A 19,407-nucleotide genomic window follows, 5' to 3' on the forward strand; every position below is an offset into this window, starting at 1 on the left:
CTCACCCCCGGTCGATCGAAGAGTCCCTGAGCGCAGCCAGCTCGTCGTCGTAGGCCTGGCCGATCCCCTCAAGGAATTCCAGCGCGGCCCTGGCCTCGTCCTCGTCGATCTTCGACAGGGCGAAGCCGACGTGGATGAGGATCCAGTCGCCGGGCTGGAGCCGTTCGTTCTCGAGCAGGCCGACGTTGATCGCCCGCCGTACCCCGCTCACGTCGACCTTCGCGAGGTCAGTACGGTCCGGCAGAATCTCCACGATCTCGCCGGGAATTCCCAGACACATGGGTCGCCACCTCCTCAAGCTGGATGGATTCCAGGACCAGCTCGTCGCCACCTCGCAGGTCGACGTCGGTGCTCGCGCAGGCGCCGCATACGGCGAGCGCGTCGAAGGTCTCCTGGTCCTCGCCGCATGACCTGCAGATGAGCCGCGCGGGTACCACGATCAGGTCGACGGTTGCTCCCTCCGCGACCGTCTCCGGGGAGACCAGGGAGAAGGCCTGGTCGAATGCGGGGCCGGTGATCCGCAGCAGCGTCCCGGCGCGCACGCGCAGGCGCGCGACCTTCCGCCCCTCGGCCCTGCGCTCGACCGCGTCGAGCACCGCCTCGGCGATTCCGAACTCGTGCACGGCTGTCCACCGCCTTCCTCGGTCCGTCGTTTCCGGCGATCGTGCGGCCGCCTTCCCCGCCCGTCGTCACGGGCGGGCGCGCGGGCCGCGCGAATCACATGTCCCGCATCTTCTTGTAGCGGATGATGTCCGGCAGGGACTGCACGACCACGGCCGCGAGCCCCGCGGCGATCACCACGACCAGCAGGCGTCCTATCACGGTTGCCTCCTCTCGACGTACGCGGCGCAGGATGCCGCGAGTTGTTCTGCGACCAGTTCTCTGACCAGGTCGACGGCCTGCGGGACCGCATGTGCGACCGGGACGCTGAGCTCCATGCCCGGCGAGGTGTCCTCGGGCTCGCAGCCGACCAGCAGGATGCGGCCGGTGCCGACGCCCAGCGCGCCGAGCAGGGCGAAGATCGCGTCCGGGGTCATGCCGTGGGCGTCACCGAGAGCGCCCCGCATGAGGGGGTCGCCCGCGGGGAGCCCCTGCCCGATCCTGGGCTCGATGACGGACAGCGTCCCCGGCCTCTCCCCACGGGGGACGGCGTCGACGAGGATCAGGCTGTCGTATCCGGCCAGCAGCTCGTATGCCAGGTGGACGCCGCGGATCCCGAAGTCGGCCACGACGACCTCCTCCGGCAGGCCCGCGTTGCCCAGCACTCTGGCGACCTCGACGCCGAACCCGTCGTCGCCGAAGAAGATGTTCCCGACGCCCGCGACCAGGATCCTGGGTCCCGCCGCGGGCCCGCCGTCACCTCTCATCGCTCCCCCTCCGATCGCCGTTCGCCGGGAAGCCGACCGGGCCGTCGCCAAGCGGCTCGACCTCGTCGGGCGAGAAGTAGAGGAAGCGGCCCTGCTCGCGCTGGAGGTCCGCTCCGGGGTCGTCCGCGAGGGTGACGGCCAGATGACAGGCGCCGTCCACGTCGAGCAGCACGGCCTCGACCGTGGCGATCCGCCCGGCCAGGAACATGTCGTGGGCGTCGGCGCGGCGCCCGTGCGGGGCGAGCCTGCTCGGTGTCCCCGGGAGGGGGGACCGGCCGGGCAGCAGCCGGACCCTGCTGCCTCTTGCAACGGTCACTCCCGCGACGACGACGCCGTCTGACTCCGGGGACACCGAGGTATCCGCGCCAGGGTCCCACCATGGTGTCTCGTGCCGCGGCCCCTGGCTCTCCGCGGACGCTTCCGGGGTGTGGGAACGCAGGTAGCGGACGGCGCCGTGCAGCCGTTCGAGCAGTTCCTGCGGCATGTCCTCGGTCCGTTCCAGGATCTCGGCGGCGCGCGGGTCGGTCGCCCGCGCCTCCCGCTTCTCCTCCTCGGTCAGGGTGAGCGTCCTGAGGCTGAGCAGTTCGTCGATCTCGGTGGCGTCGAAGAGGTCGCCGGGGCTCTCCGGCGCGATGGAGGGATGGTCGTACAGGATGATCGGCGCAGAGAGCACCGCGTCCCGCCGGTCCTGCTCGCCGACCAGCACCGGCCAGGTGTGCAGGTTCCGGCAGGACCGCGCCGCCTCGCCCGCCCACTCCGGCGGGTCGAGCAGGGACAGGAACGCCCCGCCGGTGACCGTGAGCAGCGTGTGCGCGGCGATCGGCGAGCGGCGCAGCGCGTCGTCACGGGATGCAGCGGGCCCCGGCTCCCACGCGCTGGTGTTCTCGATCCGCACGCGCAGCCTGACCAGCCCGTACGGCCCGGCCAGCCGTTCGGCGCCGATGCGGGCGACCGCCTCGATCGGCCGGTGCTCGCGGACGACGCGGCCCGCCTCCTGTCCCGAGGGCGTCAGGATCGGCTCGGTCGTGCGCGTCGCGGGGAACCCCGCGCCGAGGACCTGCTCGGCCTCCAGCAGGGCGGCCAGCGAGAGCAGGGCGTCGCGTTCCCTCTCGACGGCCTCGTCGAAGGTCAGATGGGTCTGGCCACCGGCCTCGAGGGCGGGCACCGGCCGGTACCCGTCTCCGTCGGCGCGTTCGACGGATCTGGTCATGATCTGCAGGAACCGCAGCCTGATGTGGACCGTCGCGTCGCCTGCGGCCTCGAGGAGGCATTCCGTCTGGCAGGCCGACGGCTCGGCGGTCGCGGTGTAGGCGGGCGGCACAAGCACGCCGAACTGCCAGCGCACCCGGTTCTTCACGGCGGAGGCCCGGTAGGGGTAGAGCAGGTAGCCCTCGTACAGCACGGCGTCCGCGACCCGGCGGGCGACCTCCATCGGGGTGCTCATCTGGCCGCCTCCTCCGCCTGCGCCAGCAGCGTCCGCACGGCCTCGTCCCAGGTGGCCAGCGCCCTGGCGGACTTGAAGCGGTGCAGGGCCCGCAGGGTCTCGCGGCTCAGCCGTACCCATCCCTCTCCGGGGAAGTAGCGGTCCATCAGCTCGCGCCACACGGCCACCGGCAGCCGGTGGCGCGCCTCGCGGTCCCACGGCACCTGCTCGACGGAGAAGCCGGTCGGCGTCCTGGCGAACACGGTTCCGCTGAAGAGCAGGATCAGCGGGATCTCGCCGTCGTCGAGCGCGGCGAAGTACTTGGCCGCCGCCACCTCCAGGTCGTAGGTGACGGGGACCGGCAGGTCGGTCTCCGTCGTCCCGGTGAAGCCGGGGACCATGGCCGAGACGTTGGCGAACTGCAGCGCCTTGAGGGTTTCCCCCCAGCGGGAGGGGTCTCCGAACAGGTCGCCGAGCAGGACGGCCTCCTCCTGCGTGTAGCGGCGGCGCTGTGGCTCGATGCGGATCTGGCAGCGCAGTGCGACGGCCTGCACCGCACCGCCGCCCGCCTCGGTCAGGCGCAGCCGGAAGACCAGCGTCGGGGAGGCCGCGAAGGGGTCCGGGCGGACGCCGAGGCAGGCGAAGCCGAGGTCAACCATGGCTCGCCTCCCTGTCTCCGTCCCCGGTCCCGCCGTCCGCCCCGTCCCCGATTCCGTCCTCTGTCCCATCCCCGGTCCCGCCGTCCGCCCCGTCTCCGGTTCCGGCGTCCGCCCCTTCCTCCGCCGGGGGCCCTGTCCTGTCCGCCCCGGTCCCGGCTTGAGGCCCGTCGCCGCCCACGACGCGGCTGCGCCCGCGCAGGCCCGCGAAGAAGGCGTCGATGGCCTCCCACACCTCCTGCCCGCCGCCGAACCCCTTCCATTGGGTCCTGACCAGGCCGACGAGCTCGTAGCAGGCGTCGATCGGCACCAGGTGACACACGAAGCCGCCGTCCCCGCGGTCGACGAGGAGCGCCTCGACGTCCGGCAGGGCGTCGGCGAGGCCGGGGTTGGCCGCCATGACCCGTTCCCAGGTCTCCATCGGGAGCTGGGACTCGGTCGCCCCGCCCGGGCTCGGGTAGAAGGCGACCGTACGGTCGAGCGCCGAGTTGCGGAAGAAGAACGCTATGCGCACCGGGATCTGCAGCTCCTCCCAATCCGCCGCGGACAGGACGAACGAGGGCGCGTACAGGTAGCGATCCGGCACTGCGACGAACCTGCCCATCGCCGCGCCCTCGACCGTGAAGAGCAGGTAGCAGCTCCGGCAGGCGCATATCAGGGCGCGTGTCCCGACGTTCACCACGTGCCCGTGCTCCGCGCCGATCGGCTCCGCGCACAGCTCGCAGCACTCCTCCACCGCCTGGGGAGGAGCGGGTCCGGGTTCTCTGAACCGCCGCAGGCCCGTGCTCACCGCGCCGCCGTCCTCTCGGTGCCGCCGGGGACGGGAACCGGGCACGGTCCCGGAGGCGGCCTCATCCCGATCTGGAGCAGCGAGGGCTCCTGCTCGACCATGCCCTCGACGTCCACGCGGACGATTTCGGGAGCGGCCTTGGCCACCGCCCGCTCGATCGCGAGCTTCACCGTGAGCTGTGAGGAGGGACAGCCGTCGCAGGTGCCGCGCAGGCGCAGCCGTACCACGCCGGTCTCCTCCTCGACCCCGACCAGCTCGACGTCCCCGGCGTGGCTGCCCAGGTGGGGGCGGACCTCCTCGAGGGCGAGCCCCACGCGCTCCGCGGTGCTCAGCGGATGCAGGTCGTGCAGCACCAGCAGCCCGCTCACCAGGTCGTCCGTGGCCAGCCCGTGCAGCACCGCCCCGGCCCCCGCCTCGGTCACGATCTCCATGACGCGTTCGAGGCCCGCGCCGTACAGCTCGACCAGCAACCGCACCAGTTCCTCCGCCTTGGCCCGCGCCACCGGGTCGCTGAGCGCGGCCAGCTCGGCCAGCAGCTCCTCGACCCGGTCGCCGGTCGCCTGGACGTCGGTGGTTCCTGGCATCTGCCGCGCCCCCCGTCAGGCGCCGAACGCGTGCGGGGTGTGCAGCCTGCGCAGCTCGCCGCCGTCACCGAGGTACATGTGCACCCCGCACGGCAGGCAGGGGTCGAAACTGCGCACCGTGCGCATGATGTCGATCCCCTTGAACCGTTCCGGCGGGTTCTCCTCGAAGATCGGCGTGTTCTGCACCGCGTCCTCGTACGGGCCCGGCGTGCCGTAGCTGTCGCGCACGCTGGCGTTCCACGGCGTCGGCGGGTACGGGTGGTAGTTCGCAATCTTCCCTCCGCGGATCACCATGTGGTGCGACAGCACCCCCCGGACCGCCTCGGTGAACCCGCACCCGATCGCCTCCTCCGGCACCGTGAACGGCGTCCACGTCTGAGTACGGCCCGCCCGCACCTCCGCCAGCCCCTGCTCGACGAAGTACAGCGCGCACGCCGCGGCGTAGGCCTGGAAGTAGGTGCGCGCCCGGTTGCGTTCCAGCGCGTTCGACAGCGGCAGCCCGTTGTGAGTGGGAATCTTCCACTCAAGGCTCTTCTCAGGCTTCGTGGCGGTCTTCGGCAGGTTGATCTGCACGCTGTGCCCGGTCGCCCTGACGAAGCCGATGTCGACCAGCCCGGCCAGCGCGGTCGACCACAGCCTGGCGATCGGGCCGCCGCCGGTGTCCAGCGCCAGCATGTTCTGGCCGTCGAACCAGCGTGGTGACATCACCCAGCTGTACTTGTCGGTGAAGTCCCGTTTCTGCGGGTGCGGAATGGTGTGCTGGTTCCAGGGATGGCGCCCGTCGACCGGGTTGCCCAGCGGGTCGTGGGTGACGAACTTCTCCTGTCCCTCCCAGTCGTCGTAGTAGGAGCTGCCCAGCAGGATCCTGATGCCCAGGTTGATGTCGACCAGGTCGCTGGTCAGCAGCCTGCCGTCGACGATGACGCCCGGGGTGACGAACATCTTCCGCCCCCAGTCGCCCATGTTCTGGTAGGTGAAGTCGCAGTGCGCAGGGTCCTGGAAGCTGCCCCAGCAGCCCAGGAGCACCTGGCGCCTGCCGACCTCCTCGTAGCCCGGCAGCGCGGTGTAGAAGAAGTCGAACAGGTCGTCGTGCATCGGCACGACCCGCTTGAGGAACTCCACGTACCGCATCAGCCGCGACAGGTAGTCGGTGAACAGCTGCACCGTGGCCACCGTGCCGACCCCGCCGGGATACAGCGTGGAAGGATGCACGTGCCTGCCCTCCATCAGGCAGAACATCTCCCTGGTCATCCGGCTCATCTGCAGCGCCTCGCGGTAGAAGTCGCCCTCGAGCGGGTTGAGCGAGCGCATGATGTCGGCGATCGTGGCGTAGCCGTGGTCGGCGGCGTGCGGGGCCTCGGTGCGCTCGGCCATCGCCAGCACACCGGGGTTGGTCTCGGCGACCATCTTCTCGCAGTAGTCGACCCCGACCAGGTTCTCCTGGTAGATGTTGTGGTCGAACATGTACTCGGCGGCCTCGCCGAGGTTGAGGATCCACTCCCCCAGCGCGGGCGGGCGGACACCGTAGGCCATGTTCTGCGCGTACACCGAGCAGGTGGCGTGGTTGTCGCCGCAGATCCCGCAGATCCGGCTGGTGATGAAGTGCGCGTCCCTGGGGTCCTTGCCCTTCATGAAGATGCTGTAGCCGCGGAAGATCGACGAGGTGCTGTAGCACTCGGCGACCCGCCGCTGCTTGAAGTCGATCTTGGCGTAAATGCCCAGACTGCCCACGATCCTGGTGATCGGATCCCAGGCCATCTCCACCAGTTCGCTGTCCTGCGGTCTCTCGCCGGTCTGCGCCGAGCTGGTCCGCGTCGAGCTGGACCTGCCGGTGCCCGGTTTCGCCGAGCCGCCCTGATGTGGTGTCGTCGTCATGTCAGCCCCGTCGTCTCAGCCCGCCTCCGCGGCAGGCCTGCCCTCGCCGGCCCCGTTCCGCCGGCGTTCCGTCGGCGTCCTGTCTGCACTTGCTCACCAGGGCGCCCGGTAGCCGGTCAGCAGCTCACGGCCCCGCTTGCGCCATTTCGGCTCCTTGTCCACCGTCTTGAGGGTGATGGAGCGCAACGTCCGAATCACCCCGCCGTAGGCCGTACTGGCCGCCGAGGAGATCCGCGCCCCGGGCGGCTCGTCCATGAACGGCATGAACTTGTCGGGGAATCCCGGCATCGTGCACGCGATGCAGATGCCGCCCACGTTCGGGCAGCCTCCGATCCCGTTCATCCACCCCCGCTTGGGTACGTTGCACTTCACCACCGGCCCCCAGCAGCCGATCTTCACCAGGCACTTCGGTGACCCGTACTCGGTGGCGAACTGCCCCTGCTCGTAGTACCCGGCCCGGTCGCACCCCTCGTGGACCGTCTGTCCGAAAAGCCAGGTGGGACGCAGCGCCTCGTCCAGCGGGATCATCGGGGCCTGCCCCGCCACCTGGTAGAGCAGGTACACGATCGTCTCCGACAGGTTGTCCGGCTGGATCGGGCAGCCGGGAACGTTCACGATCGGCAGCCCGGCCTTCGAGCGCCACTCCCAGCCCAGGTAGTCCGCCACCCCCATGGCCCCGGTCGGGTTGCCCGCCATCGCGTGGATCCCGCCGTAGGTCGCGCACGTGCCGGCCGCCAGCACCGCCGTCGCCTTCGGCGCCAGCCGGTCCAGCCACTGGCTCGTCGTCATCGGCTGCCCGGTGGCCGGATCGTTGCCGAACCCGCACCAGTAGCCCTCCTGCTTGATCCCCTCGTTCGGGATCGATCCCTCGACCACCAGCACGAACGGCTCGAGCTCACCCCGATCGGCCTTGAAGAACCACTCGATGAACACGTCCGCCCCCTGCACGGGACCGGACTCGAAGTCGATCAGCGGCCAGTGCACCGCGACCTTCGGCAGCCCCGGCAGCGCGCCCAGCACGATCTCCTCGATGCTCGGCTGGCTCGCCGCCGTCAAGGCCACGGAATCACCGTCACAGCTCAGCCCCGCGTTGATCCAGAGAATGTGGACGACCGGCTCTTCCTGTGCTTCTGAAGTGGTCTCTTTCGACCCGGTCGGTGTGGTCATTGCGCCTCACCACCTTCGCGGGCCCCCTGCCCGCCGTCGGAGGAGTGCTTTCAGCTTTCAGTTGGAGCGCGACACGGGCTTGCCGGGTGCGCCGTGCCGTACGAGCGCGTTCTGGGTGAGCTCCCACAGCACGTGGTAGACAGTGGTCTGGGCTTCCTGGATGCGGTGCACCGACGTCGACGGCACCACGAACAGGTGGTCGATGGTGCCCAGTTCGGCCATCTGGCCGCCGTCGTAACCCGCCAGCCCGACCGTGATCATTCCTCGCCGGTCCGCCTCCTCGAAGGCGGCGATGAGGTTGCGCGAGTTGCCGCTCGTCGACAGCCCGAGCGCGATGTCCCCCGCGCGCCCGGCCGCGGCCAGTTGCCGGGCGAACACCACCTCGAAGCCGATGTCGTTCGACAGCGCCGTCACCACCGCGACGTCCGCGGTGAGGGCGAAGGCGGGCAGCGGCACGGCGGCATTCCCGTCGCCGAGGAACCCGGGGTTGAGGAACAGGGTCACCACGTCCTGCGCGTCGGTCGCGCTGCCGCCGTTGCCGAAGGCGAACAGCCGCGCCCCCCTGGCGAAGGCCTCCGCCATGACCTCGGCACAGGCGGTGATCCGGTCGCCGTCGCGCTCGAGCACGGTCTGGCGCAGGGTGACGATCTCGCCCGCCTTCTCCACGGTCGACCCGCGCACCGCCCTCAGTACGGCCTCCAGGTCCGTCGAACCCGCGTAGAGGAACGGGTACAGCGACTCGACGGAGCCGTCCGGGGTGCTCACGTGGTCACCCCCTTGACCACGGCGATGGCCTCCCTGGCGTGCACCAGGACGATGTCACCGACCTGGGCGTCGACCAGAGCGACGCTGACCTCCTCCGTGCCCCGCCCGGTGTCGACCACGGCGAGCCCCGCCTCGAGCAGCCGCACCACCCTCATCGGCACTGCCTCGTCGGAGCAGGTCACGCACACGTCTTCGTGACACGGGCCCGCGATCGGGACCTCGTTTCCGCCTGCCCGCTCCCTGCCGGTCATGCGACCACCTGGGGATCGAGCACGCCGGGCTGCTCGAAGAACACGTGCACCAGCTCCCAGAGGATGTGGTAGGTCGTGACGTGCACCTCCTTGACGATGCGGGGGTCGCCGGAGCGGGCGACGAGCACGTGGTCGACCGCGACGCTCCGCATGATCTCCCCGCCGTCCCCCCCGACGAGCGCCAGAGTGAGCAGGCCGAGTTCCTTTGCGGTCTCCAGGGCTCTGAGCACATTGACGCAGTCGCCGTACGCGGAGACGCCGAGCGCGATGTCGTCGTGCACGGCCAGATGGCGCAACTGGTGGGCGAAGACCTGGTCGGCTCCCACGGCCGCGGCGATCCCGGTGACGGTCGCGACGTCGTTCGTCAGGGAGAAGGACGGGAGCGCGCGTTTGCCGACGATCACCGGGTGGACGAACTCGACCGCGATGTGCTGGGCGTCCGTCGCCGCCTCCCCGTTGCCGAAGACGATGAGCCTGCCGCCGCTGTGAAATCGCGTCGCCATGGCATGACAGGCTCTCGCCACCCGCTCGGCCTCCTCGGCCAGGCCGCGGGCAGGCCCCACACGACGTGCGAAGACTTCCTGGGCGGAGACCAAGGCCGTCTGGTCCATGGCGGACCTCTTCCCTCGTGTCGGACGTCGTCCCTGTCTATCGACCGTACGACCGGGCAGGCGGGCCGAGAGAAAACAGCGCTCGGGGATTTCGCAAAAAATCACCAGGGATGTCCGGGCCCGCCCTCAGCGGGCCGGGCGGATCTCACGAAGGGGCCCCTCGGGCATGGATTCGGGCATGGATTCGGGCATGGTCTCCGCCTCGGCGGCGGCCGCCACGTTGCGCGGCATCCTGCCGAAGATCAGGCTGTGGAAGGGCGAGATGGACCACCAGTAGAGGTGGCCCGCCAGCCCGCGGGGGTGGAAGACGGCGCGCTGGCGGTAGAGAGTGCCGTCCTGGTCGTGCTCCACACTCAGCTCGAGCCAGGCGAGACCGGGCAGGCGCATCTCCGCGCGCAGCCGGAGCAGCCGTCCCGGCTCGACCTCCTCGACCCGCCAGAAGTCGACCGAGTCGCCGACGCGCAGGTGCCGCTGGTCACGGCGTCCCCGGCGCAGTCCCACTCCCCCGACCAGGCGGTCGAGGATGCCACGGGCTCGCCAGGCGACGGGCAGGGAGTACCAGCCCCGCTCGCCGCCGATCGACTCGATCACCGTCCAGAGCGCCCCCGGGGAGGCCTTGACCCGGCGAGCCCGGCTGTCGACGTAAAGGCTGCCTCCCGCCCAGTCGGGGTCGGTCGGCAGCGGGTCGCTGGGCGCCCCCGGGGTCGAGGCGGAGGACCAGCGGGTGACGACCTTCGCCTCCTTGATCCGCTGCAGGGCGAGCGCCACGGAGTCACCGAAGCCGATCAGGCCCTCCGGCGGGTCGGGAACGTACCGGGCGACGTCGTGTTCGTGGCAGACGGCCTCGTTTCGCAGCGACTCGACCAGAGGCCTGGCGATGCTCGCGGGGACCGGGGTGACCAGGCCGACCCAGTGGCTCGAAAGGCCGGGGCTGAGCGGCGGCACCTGGATGATGAGGCGGCGGGGCAGCCCGGCGACGGAGGCGTAGACGTGCATCATGCCGGCGTAGGTGAGCACGTCGGGGCCACCGATGTCAAAGGACCTGTTCACCTCCTGCTCGACGGTCGCCCAGCCGACCAGGTAGCGCAGGACGTCGCGGATGGCGATGGGCTGCGTCCTGGTGCGCACCCACCGCGGCGTCGTCATCACGGGAAGCCGCTCGGTGAGATGGCGCAGCATCTCGAAGGACGCGGACCCGGAGCCGATGATGACCGCCGCCCGCAGCACTACGGCGGGTACCCCGGAGTCAAGGAAGATCTGCCCGACCTCGGCGCGGGATCGCAGGTGGGGCGAGAGCCCCTCCTTCGGGGCGAGCCCCCCGAGGTAGACGACGCGGCGCACCCCGGCGTCCCCGGCCGCGGCGGCGAACGTGGCGGCGGCGCGGCGGTCGGAGGCGGCGAAATCCTTCCCTCCGCCCATGGTGTGGATGAGGTAGTAGGCCACGTCGACACCGTCGAGTGCCTTCCTCGTGCCGTCCGCGTCGGCCGCGTCAGCCTGGACGGCCTCGACCCGGCCTGCCCAGGGCTGGTCGCGCAGGCGGCCCGCCGACCTCACCATGCAGCGCACCTCGTGGCCCGCGTCCAGTAGTTCGGGCACGAGCCGCCCGCCGATGTATCCGGTCGCCCCGGTGACGAGACACTTCATCTGCCATTGTTCGTACGGCGAGCCGGAAAGGTTGCACGCTTGACGGTTCTATGACTCCTCACGGATCCCGAGAAGGATCCCCCTGGTGCGCCCGACGGGCTCGGCCTCGATGCACAGGCGTTCCATCACCTCGAGGTAGCTGTCGACGTCGTCGCGCTTCTCGAGGTAGACCGCGCTGGTGAGCTGCTCCATGTAGACCACGTCCGGCAGGTCGGGCTGGGAGAAGCGCAGGATGCTGAAGGGGCCGCCCGCCGCGGCGTGGCCGCCCACGCTGAACGGCACGATCTGGACGGTCACGTTCGGCAGTTCGAGTGCCCGCAGGATGTGGTCGATCTGGCCGCGCATCACCTCTGGCCCGCCGAGCGGGCGGCGCAGCACCGCCTCGTCGACCACGACCCACAGGTGAGGCGGATCGGGGGTGTGCAGGATCCGCTGGCGTGCCATGCGCAGCCGTACCCGCCGCTCCACCTCCTCCTCCGAGGCGCTGGGGTAGCCGAGCCGGACGACGGCCCTGGCGTACTCCTCGGTCTGGAGCAGGCCCGGCACGAACTGGACCTCGTAGTTACGGATGACGGTCGCGGACTCCTCGAGGCCGACATAGGTCTCAAACCAGCCCGGCAGGACATCGTTGTAGTTGTGCCACCATCCGGCGACGTTGGCCCGCTCGACGAGGGCCAGCAGCGCCTGACGGTCGCCGGAGTCGGTCACGCCGTACAACGTCAGCAGGTCGGCCACGTCCCTCACCCGGAAGCTGACCCTGCCGAGTTCCATGCGGCTGACCTTCGAGTGCGAGGCGCGGATGGCGTGCCCCGCTGTCTCGAGGGTGATGTGGCGCTGCTCGCGGAGACGGCGAAGCTGGGCGCCCAGCACGATCCTGAGCACCGTCGAACTTCCTCGCGGCATGACCATGGAGGTCGGCGGGGCCGGCTCGCCCTCGGCGTGAGGTGTGATCATCTAGTAGTCCTTCGAGCACAAAACGCGAGCCCCCGCCCACTCTTTGTGGCGATCGCGAGCCTTCACGGTACTCTCGTCAAGCCCCGCAGGCCACCCAGAATTTTATTCCTCAGTCAACCGTGACGATCAGGTCGTCGAAGTCGCCTTCCTTGACACCCTGGACGAAGGCGTCAAGCTCGCGGGGCGTGTAGATCAGGGCGGGACCACGGGGATCCCGTGAGTTGCGGATCGCCACCCCACCGCCAGGCAGGGCGGCCATCTCCACACAGTTGCCGCTGGGGTTGCTGAAGTGGCTCTTACGCCAGACGACTCCGTCCAGCAGGGCGGCTGACATGCCGTTGTACAGCTGACTCATCCTCGCCTCTCACCTGTTCAGGGAGGGAAACACTTGTACGATCATACGGCTTTGTGCAGATGCACGTGCATCTGTACTTGCCTATGCACATCACGCCGTGCAAGATGACTAGACGGATTGCCCTCGTAACGCGATCGCCACGCCTCCCCAAGGTCGCAGATGACTGCTCGCCAAAGACATCAAGCCACATCCATCGGGACAGAGATCGGTGGGTGGGAACGGTGGTTGTCAATGCTTGATCACGTGCTCCCGCCGAGCGGCCTGCCGCCGTGGACGGACGGAGGCGGCTACACGGGCCATCTCCAGATGGCCGCGCGCAGCCTTCGCCATGATCCCTGTGCGGCACGGACGGCTCGCGAATTCACCTCGACCGCCCTGCGCGCGTGGAAGCTCGACCCCCTGATCGACGACACCGGCGTCGTCGTCTCCGAACTGGTGACCAACGCCGTGCGTCACGGCATCCGGGGGGTGGTCGACACCCGCCGCCCGCAGGAGGTCAGGATCATCCTCTGCTGCACCGAGAGTTCGGTGCTGTGCGCGGTCACCGATCCGAGCGACCAGGGACCGAGCCTACGCGAGCCCGACTACGAGGCGGAGAGCGGGCGTGGACTGCAGGTCATCCAGGGGATCAGCGAGATGTGGGGCTGGGCTCCGCTGGCCAGCCGCGGCAAGGCCGTGTGGGCGGCTTTCGCGCTCCCCTCGAAATCCGCGCGGCGCCTGGAGTCCTGCTACTGACGCCCGCCAACGCCCCCGGGACCGCCCCCAACCGCGGGCGATGCTCTCAGGACCCGAAAGAAGAACGCCCATAAATACCCTTTAAGTGCGCCAAAGAGAGCATATCGCGCAACAAATATTGAATAGTTATCACTTTTCTCTATTGCCAGGGAGTCGACGTCTACCAATGGACGCCTCGGTTCTTTAGTCTCACAGGCAACCGAGGAGGTGACACATGAGCGACTCGGCCAGACGGCCACCGGCAGGTCTGGACACGAGCGTGCCGAACGTCGCGCGGATGAACGACTACTTCCTCGGCGGCAAGGACAACTTCGCCGCCGACCGCAGGGCCGCAGAGCAGGTTCTGGCCGTCGCCCCGGAGATCAGGATGATGGCGAGGGAACGGCAGGCCTTCCTCGGCCGGACGGTCGGATACCTCATCGGGCAGGGCATCGACCAGTTCCTCGTGCTGGGGTCGGGACTTCCCACCCGCCGCAACGTCCACGAGGTCGCCCAGGCCCTGCTGCCCGGCGCCCGCGTGGCCTACGTCGCCGACGACCCGGTCGTGCTCTCCCACAGCCGGGCACTGCTCGCAACGAACTCCGACACCACCGTCGTCAGCGGCCACGCGCTCCGGCCGGACGAGGTGCTCACCGATCCCGGACTTCTGCGGCTGGTCGACCTGAACCGTCCCGTGGCCGCGCTGCTCCCCCACGTGCTCCAGTTCACCCCGGACGAGGACGACCCTCTCAAGAGCCTGGCCCTGCTGCGTGACTCGGTGGTGGCCGGAAGCCACTTCGTCATCGCCCACGCGGTCTTCGACACCCGCCCCGACGCGGCCGAGCCGCTCGTGGCCATCTACCGGCAGATCCTCGGCAGGAACGAGGGCTCCTCGCGCACGCGCAAGCAGGTGCTGCGCTTCTTCGACGGGCTGGACCTGGTCGATCCCGGGCTCGTCTACCTCCGCCACTGGCATCCGGAGAACCCGCTCACCACCCGGGGACCGGAGAAAACGTGGACGGTGGGCGGGGTCGGCCGCAAACCCGCCGGCTGAGGCGTCCGCCCCGCCCTCCCATACCGTCCGCGCCGCCCTCGGACCGGGGCGGCGGCCATGCCCCGGCGCGAGCCGTCATGAGGGGCACCGGCGGCTGGCACCCCTCAGCCGGTCGTCCGCCGGTCACTGCGGCGGGACGAGCACCTTGTCGATGATGTAGACGACGGCGTTCGCCGTCTGCAGGTTGCCACAGATGACCTTGGCATCGTTGACCTTGTACTCCCCGTTCTCCTCCTTGACGGTCAGCTTGCCGCCCTCAAGCGTCTCCAGCGTCCCGTTCTGAAGCTCGGAGGGCTTCACCTTCCCGGAGACGACGTGGTAGGCGAGGACCTTCTTCAGCAGGGCGGTGTCCGACTTGAGCTTCTCCTTGACCTCCTGCGGAACCTCGGAGAACGCCTCGTTGGTCGGCGCGAACACCGTGATGCCGTCGGCGGAGTTCAGCTGGTCGGCCAGCGCGGACCGCTTGAGAGCCTCGACCAGCTGGGACAGTTTCGGATTCTGGGACACCGCGGCGACGAGGCGCTCCTTGGCCATGGCGACGGCGCTGCCCGGCCCGGTCTCGGGAAGCTTCCTGCAGCCGGGGCCGAAGGGCTGGGCCATCCCGCCCTCGGACGGCGCCTCAGAGGGCGCCTCCGACGGAGCGCTGGACATGTTCTCCGAGGGCGCGCCCGACGGCTCGTTGGACATCATGTCGGACGGTTCCGGCGTGGGCGAGAAGGTGAGGACGGAACTCGTGGCGGTCGCCTGAGCCGCCACCGGGAAGGCGGCCAAGGCCACCGCGGCGAGAGCGGCTGCGAGAAGAGACTTCTTCTTCACGTTGATCTCCTTGATTGGACGGATGGGCCGCCCGGGCCCGCCGGACGGGTCCCGCCGCCTCATCGATCTGTTCGTAGATCAATGCCCTCTACTTTCGTGATAAATGCCCCACAGAATTAATCTTGACCACATATCTCCCAGAAGCACCCAATCGTCACATGACCATGACACATCCCCGTACAGCAGGCCATAAGCATGTAGATCATGATCAATCCACAGATCACCATCTATAAGGTCGCCATCAGCAGTCGGGCCGGGCAGCCAGGAGCCCCCTGGCCGCCCGGCCCCTTCACCATCCGCGCGAACGACGCCGTCGCCGGTGTTCTCTGAGCCGTCCTACGGCCCTGGACGACGAGACACCCCGTTTCCCGGGGCGAGTCACCGGCGCTTACCTCCGGGATCAAGCGCGCCGTACGGCTCCCGTGTTCACCGTGATCTCTCCGCCGAGCCGGAACCCTCCGGAGAGCTTGAGGTCGTCCCCGCTCCAGAACCTGCCCGGGTCGTACCAGTTCGGCCTGCGGCCTCCAGGCAGCAGCCCCATGGCCTCGTAGGTGACGGCGACGACCTCGGCGCAGTAGGCGCTCTCCAGCGCGCTCTCCTCCGCGCCTCTTTTGAAGATCCTCGGCACCCTGCCGCGCATCCACCGCCCCGCGAGCCTGGCCGTCGAGGGGAACGGCGTGCCGTCGAGACGGGCGACGGTGCGCAGCACCGCGTCCTCCATCTCCCCGGTGACCTGGGGGTCGAGCTGGCGCAGCCAGGCGCGCTGGCCGTACCTGGTGGCCCAGACGCAGACCGCCTCGCGCAGGTCGTGGAGCTGGACCCCGCGCTGGTTGGTTCCCGACCATAGGTCAGGCAGGGACCTGCCGAGTTCGGCATGCCACATCAACGGCGGCATGTCGTCGATGACGACGGACATGCCGACGTGGTTGACAGGGCTGTTCGTCATGGTCTGGATGGCCCGATCCGGCACGGTACGGCCGCGGAACAGCCACACGTCGCCGGTACGGGTCAGATCGACTGCCTCATCGAGGCTGATGCTCTTGCCGGGCATTTCTGTAGCCTAGGCACATGAGGTGGTGGAAGATACTCGGTCTTGCGGGTGTGGCGGGCGTCGCGGCGACCGGAGTGGTGATCGCCAGGGCCGAGCGGCGACGGCAGGCCTACACCCCGGAGGAGATCAGGACCCGCCTCCGCGCCCGTCTCGAGGAGGGCACGGGCGGCCCCGAGGGCGATGCGCCCGCAGTGGACCAGGCCGGACGAGTCTGAAGGGCGACCCGGGACCGCCGGGGTCCTCTCCGCGACCGGAGCGGAGCGCCCTCCGCCGCAGTTCCGTGCCTAGGGTGTAATTCATGACTTTTCCGTGCACGACCGGCCCATAACCTCCCCACGAATACAAGCCGGGCGAGAAGGTGGATGTAATCGCCGATCCCCGACGAGATGTGGAGGAAGACGTGACACCAGAGGTACCCGGCGGGAAGCAGGGAATCATGACTCTGGAGATCAGCGACAGAGCACCGCTCGAGCTCCTGCCGTTCCTGCGCGAAAGCGCCGACAGGCTGCTCGAGGACGCCGGGAGGCTGCGGGAGGCGGAGTTCCGCGCTCCGTCGCGGCTGCCCGGCTGGTCACGGGCGCACGTGATCGCCCACCTCGCGGGCAGCGCGGAAGCCCGTTTCAGGCTGCTGGTGGCCGCGCGGACCGGCCTGCCCATCCCGCGCTATCCCGACGAGCAGTACCGGGCCGAGCAGGCGGACAAGGCTGCCGGTGACCCGGCCGCCGACCTCCTGAACCGGCTGCGCTCCTCGACCGCCGAGGTGCTGACCGCGATCCACGACCATCCCCGGGCCGCGTGGCATCGCCCCGTCCGCTGGCTGGACGGCTCGGAGCATCACGTGCACGAGGTCGTCTCAAGCATGTTGCAGGAGCTGGAGATCCACCATGTGGACCTGGACACGGGCTACACGCCGGACGACTGGCCCGGGTGGTTCGCCGCCGACGAGTGCCGCAGGGTGGTCGCGGACCTCGCGAAACGGGACGACATCCCGGGGATGCGGATAAGGGCGACCGACGAGGAGATCCATCACGACTTCGGTCCCGGCCCGCTCGTGACGGGCCGGAGCCGGGCACTGCTGGCCTGGCTGACCGGCAGGAGCGACGGCGCGGGGCTCACGGTCACCCCGGCGGGCCCGCTGCCCGAGCCTCCGCCCTGGCGGCGGTGACGACAGCACCCTGGCGGCGGCACCACGCGGCATCCCACGAGACTCGCTACCCGGCATCCCCTCATTCAGGGTAAATACCGTTAGCGGGAATGACTTGAGGAGATGACGATGACGCATGATCGTGCGGGGCAGCCTGCCCAGCCATCCGACCTGGTCGACGTGGCCCGTCTGGTGACCGCCTACTACGCGCTGCGCCCCGATCCCGGGGAGACGGGCCAGCGGGTGGCCTTCGGCACCTCGGGCCATCGCGGCTCGTCCCTGAACAGCGCCTTCAACGAGGATCACATCCTCGCCACCAGCCAGGCCATCGTTGAGTACCGCGCGGCGCAGGGGGTCGACGGCCCGCTGTTCCTCGGTGTGGACAGCCACGCGCTGTCCGAGCCCGCGCGGGTCTCTGCGCTGGAGGTGTTCGCGGCCAACGGAGTGCGGGTTCTGATCGACAGCCGTGACGGCTACACGCCGACACCGGCGGTCTCGCATGCGATCCTCACCCACAACCGGGCGGGTGCCGCGGGCACGGCGGACGGAGTGGTCGTGACCCCCTCGCACAACCCGCCCGGTGACGGGGGTTTCAAGTACAACCCGCCGAACGGCGGCCCCGCGGACACCGGCGCCACGTCATGGATCCAGGACAGGGCGAACGCCCTGATCGCGGACGGCCTGAAGGAGGTCAGGCGAATCCCCTACACCAGGGCGCTGGCCGCCGAGACGACGGGCCGTTACGACTTTCTCTCGGCCTACGTCGACGACCTGCCCTCCGTGCTGGACATCGCCGCGATCAGGGAGGCGGGGGTACGCGTCGGCGCGGACCCGCTGGGCGGGGCGAGCGTCGCCTACTGGGCCGAGATCGCGGAACGACACCGTCTCGACCTGACGGTGGTGAACCCGCTGACCGACCCGACCTGGCGTTTCATGACGCTGGACTGGGACGGCAAGATCCGGATGGACTGCTCCTCGCCGTACGCGATGGCCTCGCTCATCTCCGGCCGCGACGCCTTCGACGTCTCGACGGGCAACGACGCCGACGCCGACCGGCACGGCATCGTCACTCCGGACGGCGGCCTGATGAACCCCAACCACTACCTCGCCGTGGCGATCTCTTACCTTTACAGCCATCGGCCGGAATGGCCCGCGGACGCGGGCGTCGGCAAGACCATGGTGAGCAGCGGCATGATCGACCGGGTGACCGCCGACCTGGGCAGGCGGCTGTTCGAGGTTCCCGTCGGGTTCAAGTGGTTCGTGCCGGGGCTGCTCGACGGCTCACTGGGATTCGGCGGCGAGGAGAGCGCGGGAGCATCGTTCCTGCGCCGTGACGGCTCGGTGTGGACCACCGACAAGGACGGCATGATCCTGGCCCTGTTGGCCGCGGAGATCATCGCGACCACGGAGCGCTCGCCGAGCGAGCACTACGCCGATCTGGTGTCCAGGTTCGGCGACCCGGCCTACGCCAGGGTCGACGCCCCGGCGACCCGAGAGCAGAAGGCGGTGCTCGGCAAGCTCTCCGCGGAGCAGGTCACCGCGAAAACGCTCGCGGGAGAACCGATCACGGCGGTTCTCACCACGGCGCCGGGCAACGGGGCCGCCCTCGGCGGTGTCAAGGTCTCGACGGACAGCGCCTGGTTCGCCGCCCGCCCCTCGGGCACCGAGGACGTCTACAAGATCTACGCCGAGTCCTTCAAGGGGCCGGAACACCTCGCGCAGGTACAGGAGGCGGCCAGGAACCTGGTGTCGGAGACGCTCGGCTGAGCGGTCCTGGCCCCCGGGAGGACATTCCCCCGCCTCCTCTTCGCCTGCCGGGGCGCCGTCGGCTGAGACACCGTCAACGGAGACACCGTCAGTCGAGGCGCCGCCACTTGAGACGGCGCCACCAGCGGACCCCGACCCACAGACCCGCGGCGACGCCAAACAGGACAGCCAGGACGTACACGCCCCTGGTCGAGGCGTCGGAGACATAGCCGTTGCCCCCGACGAGGACCGCCATGACCACTCCGCTCAGGAAGCAGACCACGGTTGCGGCGGCGAGGCCAAGCGCACAGGACTTCAGCGCGCGCCCGAGGAAGCCGGTGCGCTTCCCGGGCCGCGCCATCACGGACATCAGCCGCTCGACGACCTCGAAATGGCGGTTTCCCACGCCGATCGGCCAGCCGTGCTCGGGCGTGGTGGTG

General features: G+C 69.6%; 24 protein-coding genes. 6 read left to right on the plus strand and 18 right to left on the minus strand.

What is annotated here, in order from left to right; translation table 11 throughout:
* Position 1: 1 nt before the first annotated feature.
* The 15 genes from AB0395_RS27680 to AB0395_RS27750 form a co-directional block, all read right to left on the minus strand.
* Positions 2-253: a HypC/HybG/HupF family hydrogenase formation chaperone gene (locus AB0395_RS27680; protein WP_366285703.1), complete on the minus strand. Its 252-nt coding sequence runs from the start codon at positions 251-253 to the stop codon at positions 2-4.
* Positions 228-623, minus strand: coding sequence for a hydrogenase maturation nickel metallochaperone HypA (locus tag AB0395_RS27685; RefSeq protein WP_366285705.1), 396 nt, complete (start codon positions 621-623; stop codon positions 228-230). Before AB0395_RS27685 ends, AB0395_RS27680 begins: the two co-directional genes overlap by 26 nt.
* A gap of 195 nt (positions 624-818) precedes the next feature.
* The gene (locus AB0395_RS27690) at positions 819-1,367 is read right to left on the minus strand and encodes a hydrogenase maturation protease (RefSeq protein ID WP_366285707.1); all 549 of its coding nucleotides are present in this window, start codon (positions 1,365-1,367) and stop codon (positions 819-821) included.
* Entirely contained in the window at positions 1,357-2,811 is a 1,455-nt protein-coding gene (locus AB0395_RS27695; protein WP_366285710.1) for a hypothetical protein, read from the minus strand. The genes AB0395_RS27690 and AB0395_RS27695 overlap by 11 nt, the downstream gene beginning before the upstream one ends.
* Positions 2,808-3,449 carry a DUF6084 family protein gene (locus tag AB0395_RS27700; protein WP_366285713.1) on the minus strand — a complete coding sequence of 214 codons (642 nt, stop codon included), beginning with the start codon at positions 3,447-3,449 and terminating at the stop codon, positions 2,808-2,810. Before AB0395_RS27700 ends, AB0395_RS27695 begins: the two co-directional genes overlap by 4 nt.
* Positions 3,442-4,236, minus strand: a complete 795-nt coding sequence (locus AB0395_RS27705; RefSeq protein WP_366285716.1) for a DUF5947 family protein — start codon at positions 4,234-4,236, stop codon at positions 3,442-3,444. The genes AB0395_RS27700 and AB0395_RS27705 overlap by 8 nt, the downstream gene beginning before the upstream one ends.
* Positions 4,233-4,820: a NifU family protein gene (locus AB0395_RS27710; protein WP_366285718.1), complete on the minus strand. Its 588-nt coding sequence runs from the start codon at positions 4,818-4,820 to the stop codon at positions 4,233-4,235. Before AB0395_RS27710 ends, AB0395_RS27705 begins: the two co-directional genes overlap by 4 nt.
* A gap of 15 nt (positions 4,821-4,835) precedes the next feature.
* Complete coding sequence (locus tag AB0395_RS27715; protein ID WP_366285721.1) at positions 4,836-6,695, minus strand: nickel-dependent hydrogenase large subunit; 1,860 nt, start codon at positions 6,693-6,695, stop codon at positions 4,836-4,838.
* Between the two features lie 93 nt (positions 6,696-6,788).
* Positions 6,789-7,862, minus strand: coding sequence for a hydrogenase expression protein HypE (locus AB0395_RS27720; protein ID WP_366285724.1), 1,074 nt, complete (start codon positions 7,860-7,862; stop codon positions 6,789-6,791).
* Between the two features lie 57 nt (positions 7,863-7,919).
* Entirely contained in the window at positions 7,920-8,627 is a 708-nt protein-coding gene (locus AB0395_RS27725) for an SIS domain-containing protein (protein ID WP_366285727.1), read from the minus strand.
* On the minus strand, positions 8,624-8,878 hold the full coding sequence (locus tag AB0395_RS27730; protein WP_366285729.1) for a HypC/HybG/HupF family hydrogenase formation chaperone: 255 nt from the start codon (positions 8,876-8,878) through the stop codon (positions 8,624-8,626). Before AB0395_RS27730 ends, AB0395_RS27725 begins: the two co-directional genes overlap by 4 nt.
* Entirely contained in the window at positions 8,875-9,489 is a 615-nt protein-coding gene (locus AB0395_RS27735; RefSeq protein WP_366285731.1) for an SIS domain-containing protein, read from the minus strand. The genes AB0395_RS27730 and AB0395_RS27735 overlap by 4 nt, the downstream gene beginning before the upstream one ends.
* A gap of 126 nt (positions 9,490-9,615) precedes the next feature.
* Positions 9,616-11,133, minus strand: coding sequence for an SDR family oxidoreductase (locus AB0395_RS27740; protein WP_366285734.1), 1,518 nt, complete (start codon positions 11,131-11,133; stop codon positions 9,616-9,618).
* Between the two features lie 48 nt (positions 11,134-11,181).
* Positions 11,182-12,087, minus strand: coding sequence for a helix-turn-helix transcriptional regulator (locus AB0395_RS27745; RefSeq protein WP_366285736.1), 906 nt, complete (start codon positions 12,085-12,087; stop codon positions 11,182-11,184).
* Between the two features lie 109 nt (positions 12,088-12,196).
* The gene (locus AB0395_RS27750; protein ID WP_366285739.1) at positions 12,197-12,442 is read right to left on the minus strand and encodes a DUF397 domain-containing protein; all 246 of its coding nucleotides are present in this window, start codon (positions 12,440-12,442) and stop codon (positions 12,197-12,199) included.
* Positions 12,443-12,673: 231 nt separating this feature from the next.
* Between AB0395_RS27750 and AB0395_RS27755 the strand changes: the two genes are divergently transcribed.
* Both AB0395_RS27755 and AB0395_RS27760 read left to right on the plus strand, forming a co-directional pair.
* On the plus strand, positions 12,674-13,177 hold the full coding sequence (locus AB0395_RS27755) for an ATP-binding protein (protein WP_366285742.1): 504 nt from the start codon (positions 12,674-12,676) through the stop codon (positions 13,175-13,177).
* 214 nt (positions 13,178-13,391) lie between these two features.
* A complete protein-coding gene (locus AB0395_RS27760; protein ID WP_366285744.1) occupies positions 13,392-14,210 on the plus strand; it encodes an SAM-dependent methyltransferase in 819 nt (272 codons plus the stop codon).
* A gap of 123 nt (positions 14,211-14,333) precedes the next feature.
* Here AB0395_RS27760 and AB0395_RS27765 read toward each other — a convergent pair whose 3' ends face one another.
* Entirely contained in the window at positions 14,334-15,026 is a 693-nt protein-coding gene (locus tag AB0395_RS27765; RefSeq protein WP_366285745.1) for a fasciclin domain-containing protein, read from the minus strand.
* 204 nt (positions 15,027-15,230) lie between these two features.
* Between AB0395_RS27765 and AB0395_RS27770 the strand changes: the two genes are divergently transcribed.
* Complete coding sequence (locus AB0395_RS27770) at positions 15,231-15,356, plus strand: hypothetical protein (RefSeq protein WP_366285748.1); 126 nt, start codon at positions 15,231-15,233, stop codon at positions 15,354-15,356.
* 70 nt (positions 15,357-15,426) lie between these two features.
* On the opposite strand, the gene AB0395_RS27775 is transcribed toward AB0395_RS27770, so the two are convergent.
* Positions 15,427-16,077, minus strand: coding sequence for a hypothetical protein (locus tag AB0395_RS27775; RefSeq protein ID WP_366285751.1), 651 nt, complete (start codon positions 16,075-16,077; stop codon positions 15,427-15,429).
* A 17-nt stretch (positions 16,078-16,094) separates the two neighbouring features.
* Here AB0395_RS27775 and AB0395_RS27780 point away from each other — a divergent pair, with 17 nt between their 5' ends.
* The 3 genes from AB0395_RS27780 to pgm all read left to right on the plus strand — a co-directional run bounded on the left by AB0395_RS27780 (position 16,095) and on the right by pgm (position 18,988).
* Entirely contained in the window at positions 16,095-16,292 is a 198-nt protein-coding gene (locus AB0395_RS27780) for a hypothetical protein (RefSeq protein WP_366285754.1), read from the plus strand.
* A gap of 221 nt (positions 16,293-16,513) precedes the next feature.
* On the plus strand, positions 16,514-17,242 hold the full coding sequence (locus tag AB0395_RS27785; RefSeq protein WP_366285756.1) for a maleylpyruvate isomerase family mycothiol-dependent enzyme: 729 nt from the start codon (positions 16,514-16,516) through the stop codon (positions 17,240-17,242).
* Between the two features lie 108 nt (positions 17,243-17,350).
* Positions 17,351-18,988 (plus strand): phosphoglucomutase (alpha-D-glucose-1,6-bisphosphate-dependent), encoded by a 1,638-nt coding sequence (gene pgm, locus AB0395_RS27790; RefSeq protein ID WP_366285759.1) that lies wholly within the window; start codon positions 17,351-17,353, stop codon positions 18,986-18,988.
* 88 nt (positions 18,989-19,076) lie between these two features.
* Here the strand turns inward: pgm and AB0395_RS27795 are convergent.
* A partial coding sequence (locus AB0395_RS27795; protein ID WP_366285762.1) for a hypothetical protein occupies positions 19,077-19,407 on the minus strand: 331 nt, incomplete at its 5' end.

It is taken from the genome of Streptosporangium sp. NPDC051023, from assembly GCF_040689595.1.
Lineage (GTDB): Bacteria > Actinomycetota > Actinomycetes > Streptosporangiales > Streptosporangiaceae > Streptosporangium.

What these genes read in the sequence shown, in the direction of transcription:
- AB0395_RS27690 (WP_366285707.1), bottom strand. Translation starts at nt 1,367, where the DNA reads ATGAGAGGTGACGGCGGGCCCGCGGCGGGACCCAGGATCCTGGTCGCG.
- AB0395_RS27695 (WP_366285710.1), bottom strand. Translation starts at nt 2,811, where the DNA reads ATGAGCACCCCGATGGAGGTCGCCCGCCGGGTCGCGGACGCCGTGCTG.
- AB0395_RS27700 (WP_366285713.1), bottom strand. Translation starts at nt 3,449, where the DNA reads ATGGTTGACCTCGGCTTCGCCTGCCTCGGCGTCCGCCCGGACCCCTTC.
- AB0395_RS27710 (WP_366285718.1), bottom strand. Translation starts at nt 4,820, where the DNA reads ATGCCAGGAACCACCGACGTCCAGGCGACCGGCGACCGGGTCGAGGAG.
- AB0395_RS27715 (WP_366285721.1), bottom strand. Translation starts at nt 6,695, where the DNA reads ATGACGACGACACCACATCAGGGCGGCTCGGCGAAACCGGGCACCGGC.
- AB0395_RS27720 (WP_366285724.1), bottom strand. Translation starts at nt 7,862, where the DNA reads ATGACCACACCGACCGGGTCGAAAGAGACCACTTCAGAAGCACAGGAA.
- AB0395_RS27730 (WP_366285729.1), bottom strand. Translation starts at nt 8,878, where the DNA reads ATGACCGGCAGGGAGCGGGCAGGCGGAAACGAGGTCCCGATCGCGGGC.
- AB0395_RS27735 (WP_366285731.1), bottom strand. Translation starts at nt 9,489, where the DNA reads ATGGACCAGACGGCCTTGGTCTCCGCCCAGGAAGTCTTCGCACGTCGT.
- AB0395_RS27740 (WP_366285734.1), bottom strand. Translation starts at nt 11,133, where the DNA reads ATGAAGTGTCTCGTCACCGGGGCGACCGGATACATCGGCGGGCGGCTC.
- AB0395_RS27745 (WP_366285736.1), bottom strand. Translation starts at nt 12,087, where the DNA reads ATGATCACACCTCACGCCGAGGGCGAGCCGGCCCCGCCGACCTCCATG.
- AB0395_RS27750 (WP_366285739.1), bottom strand. Translation starts at nt 12,442, where the DNA reads ATGAGTCAGCTGTACAACGGCATGTCAGCCGCCCTGCTGGACGGAGTC.
- AB0395_RS27755 (WP_366285742.1), top strand. Translation starts at nt 12,674, where the DNA reads ATGCTTGATCACGTGCTCCCGCCGAGCGGCCTGCCGCCGTGGACGGAC.
- AB0395_RS27760 (WP_366285744.1), top strand. Translation starts at nt 13,392, where the DNA reads ATGAGCGACTCGGCCAGACGGCCACCGGCAGGTCTGGACACGAGCGTG.
- AB0395_RS27770 (WP_366285748.1), top strand. Translation starts at nt 15,231, where the DNA reads ATGATCAATCCACAGATCACCATCTATAAGGTCGCCATCAGCAGTCGG.
- AB0395_RS27775 (WP_366285751.1), bottom strand. Translation starts at nt 16,077, where the DNA reads ATGCCCGGCAAGAGCATCAGCCTCGATGAGGCAGTCGATCTGACCCGT.
- AB0395_RS27780 (WP_366285754.1), top strand. Translation starts at nt 16,095, where the DNA reads ATGAGGTGGTGGAAGATACTCGGTCTTGCGGGTGTGGCGGGCGTCGCG.
- AB0395_RS27785 (WP_366285756.1), top strand. Translation starts at nt 16,514, where the DNA reads ATGACTCTGGAGATCAGCGACAGAGCACCGCTCGAGCTCCTGCCGTTC.
- pgm (WP_366285759.1), top strand. Translation starts at nt 17,351, where the DNA reads ATGACGCATGATCGTGCGGGGCAGCCTGCCCAGCCATCCGACCTGGTC.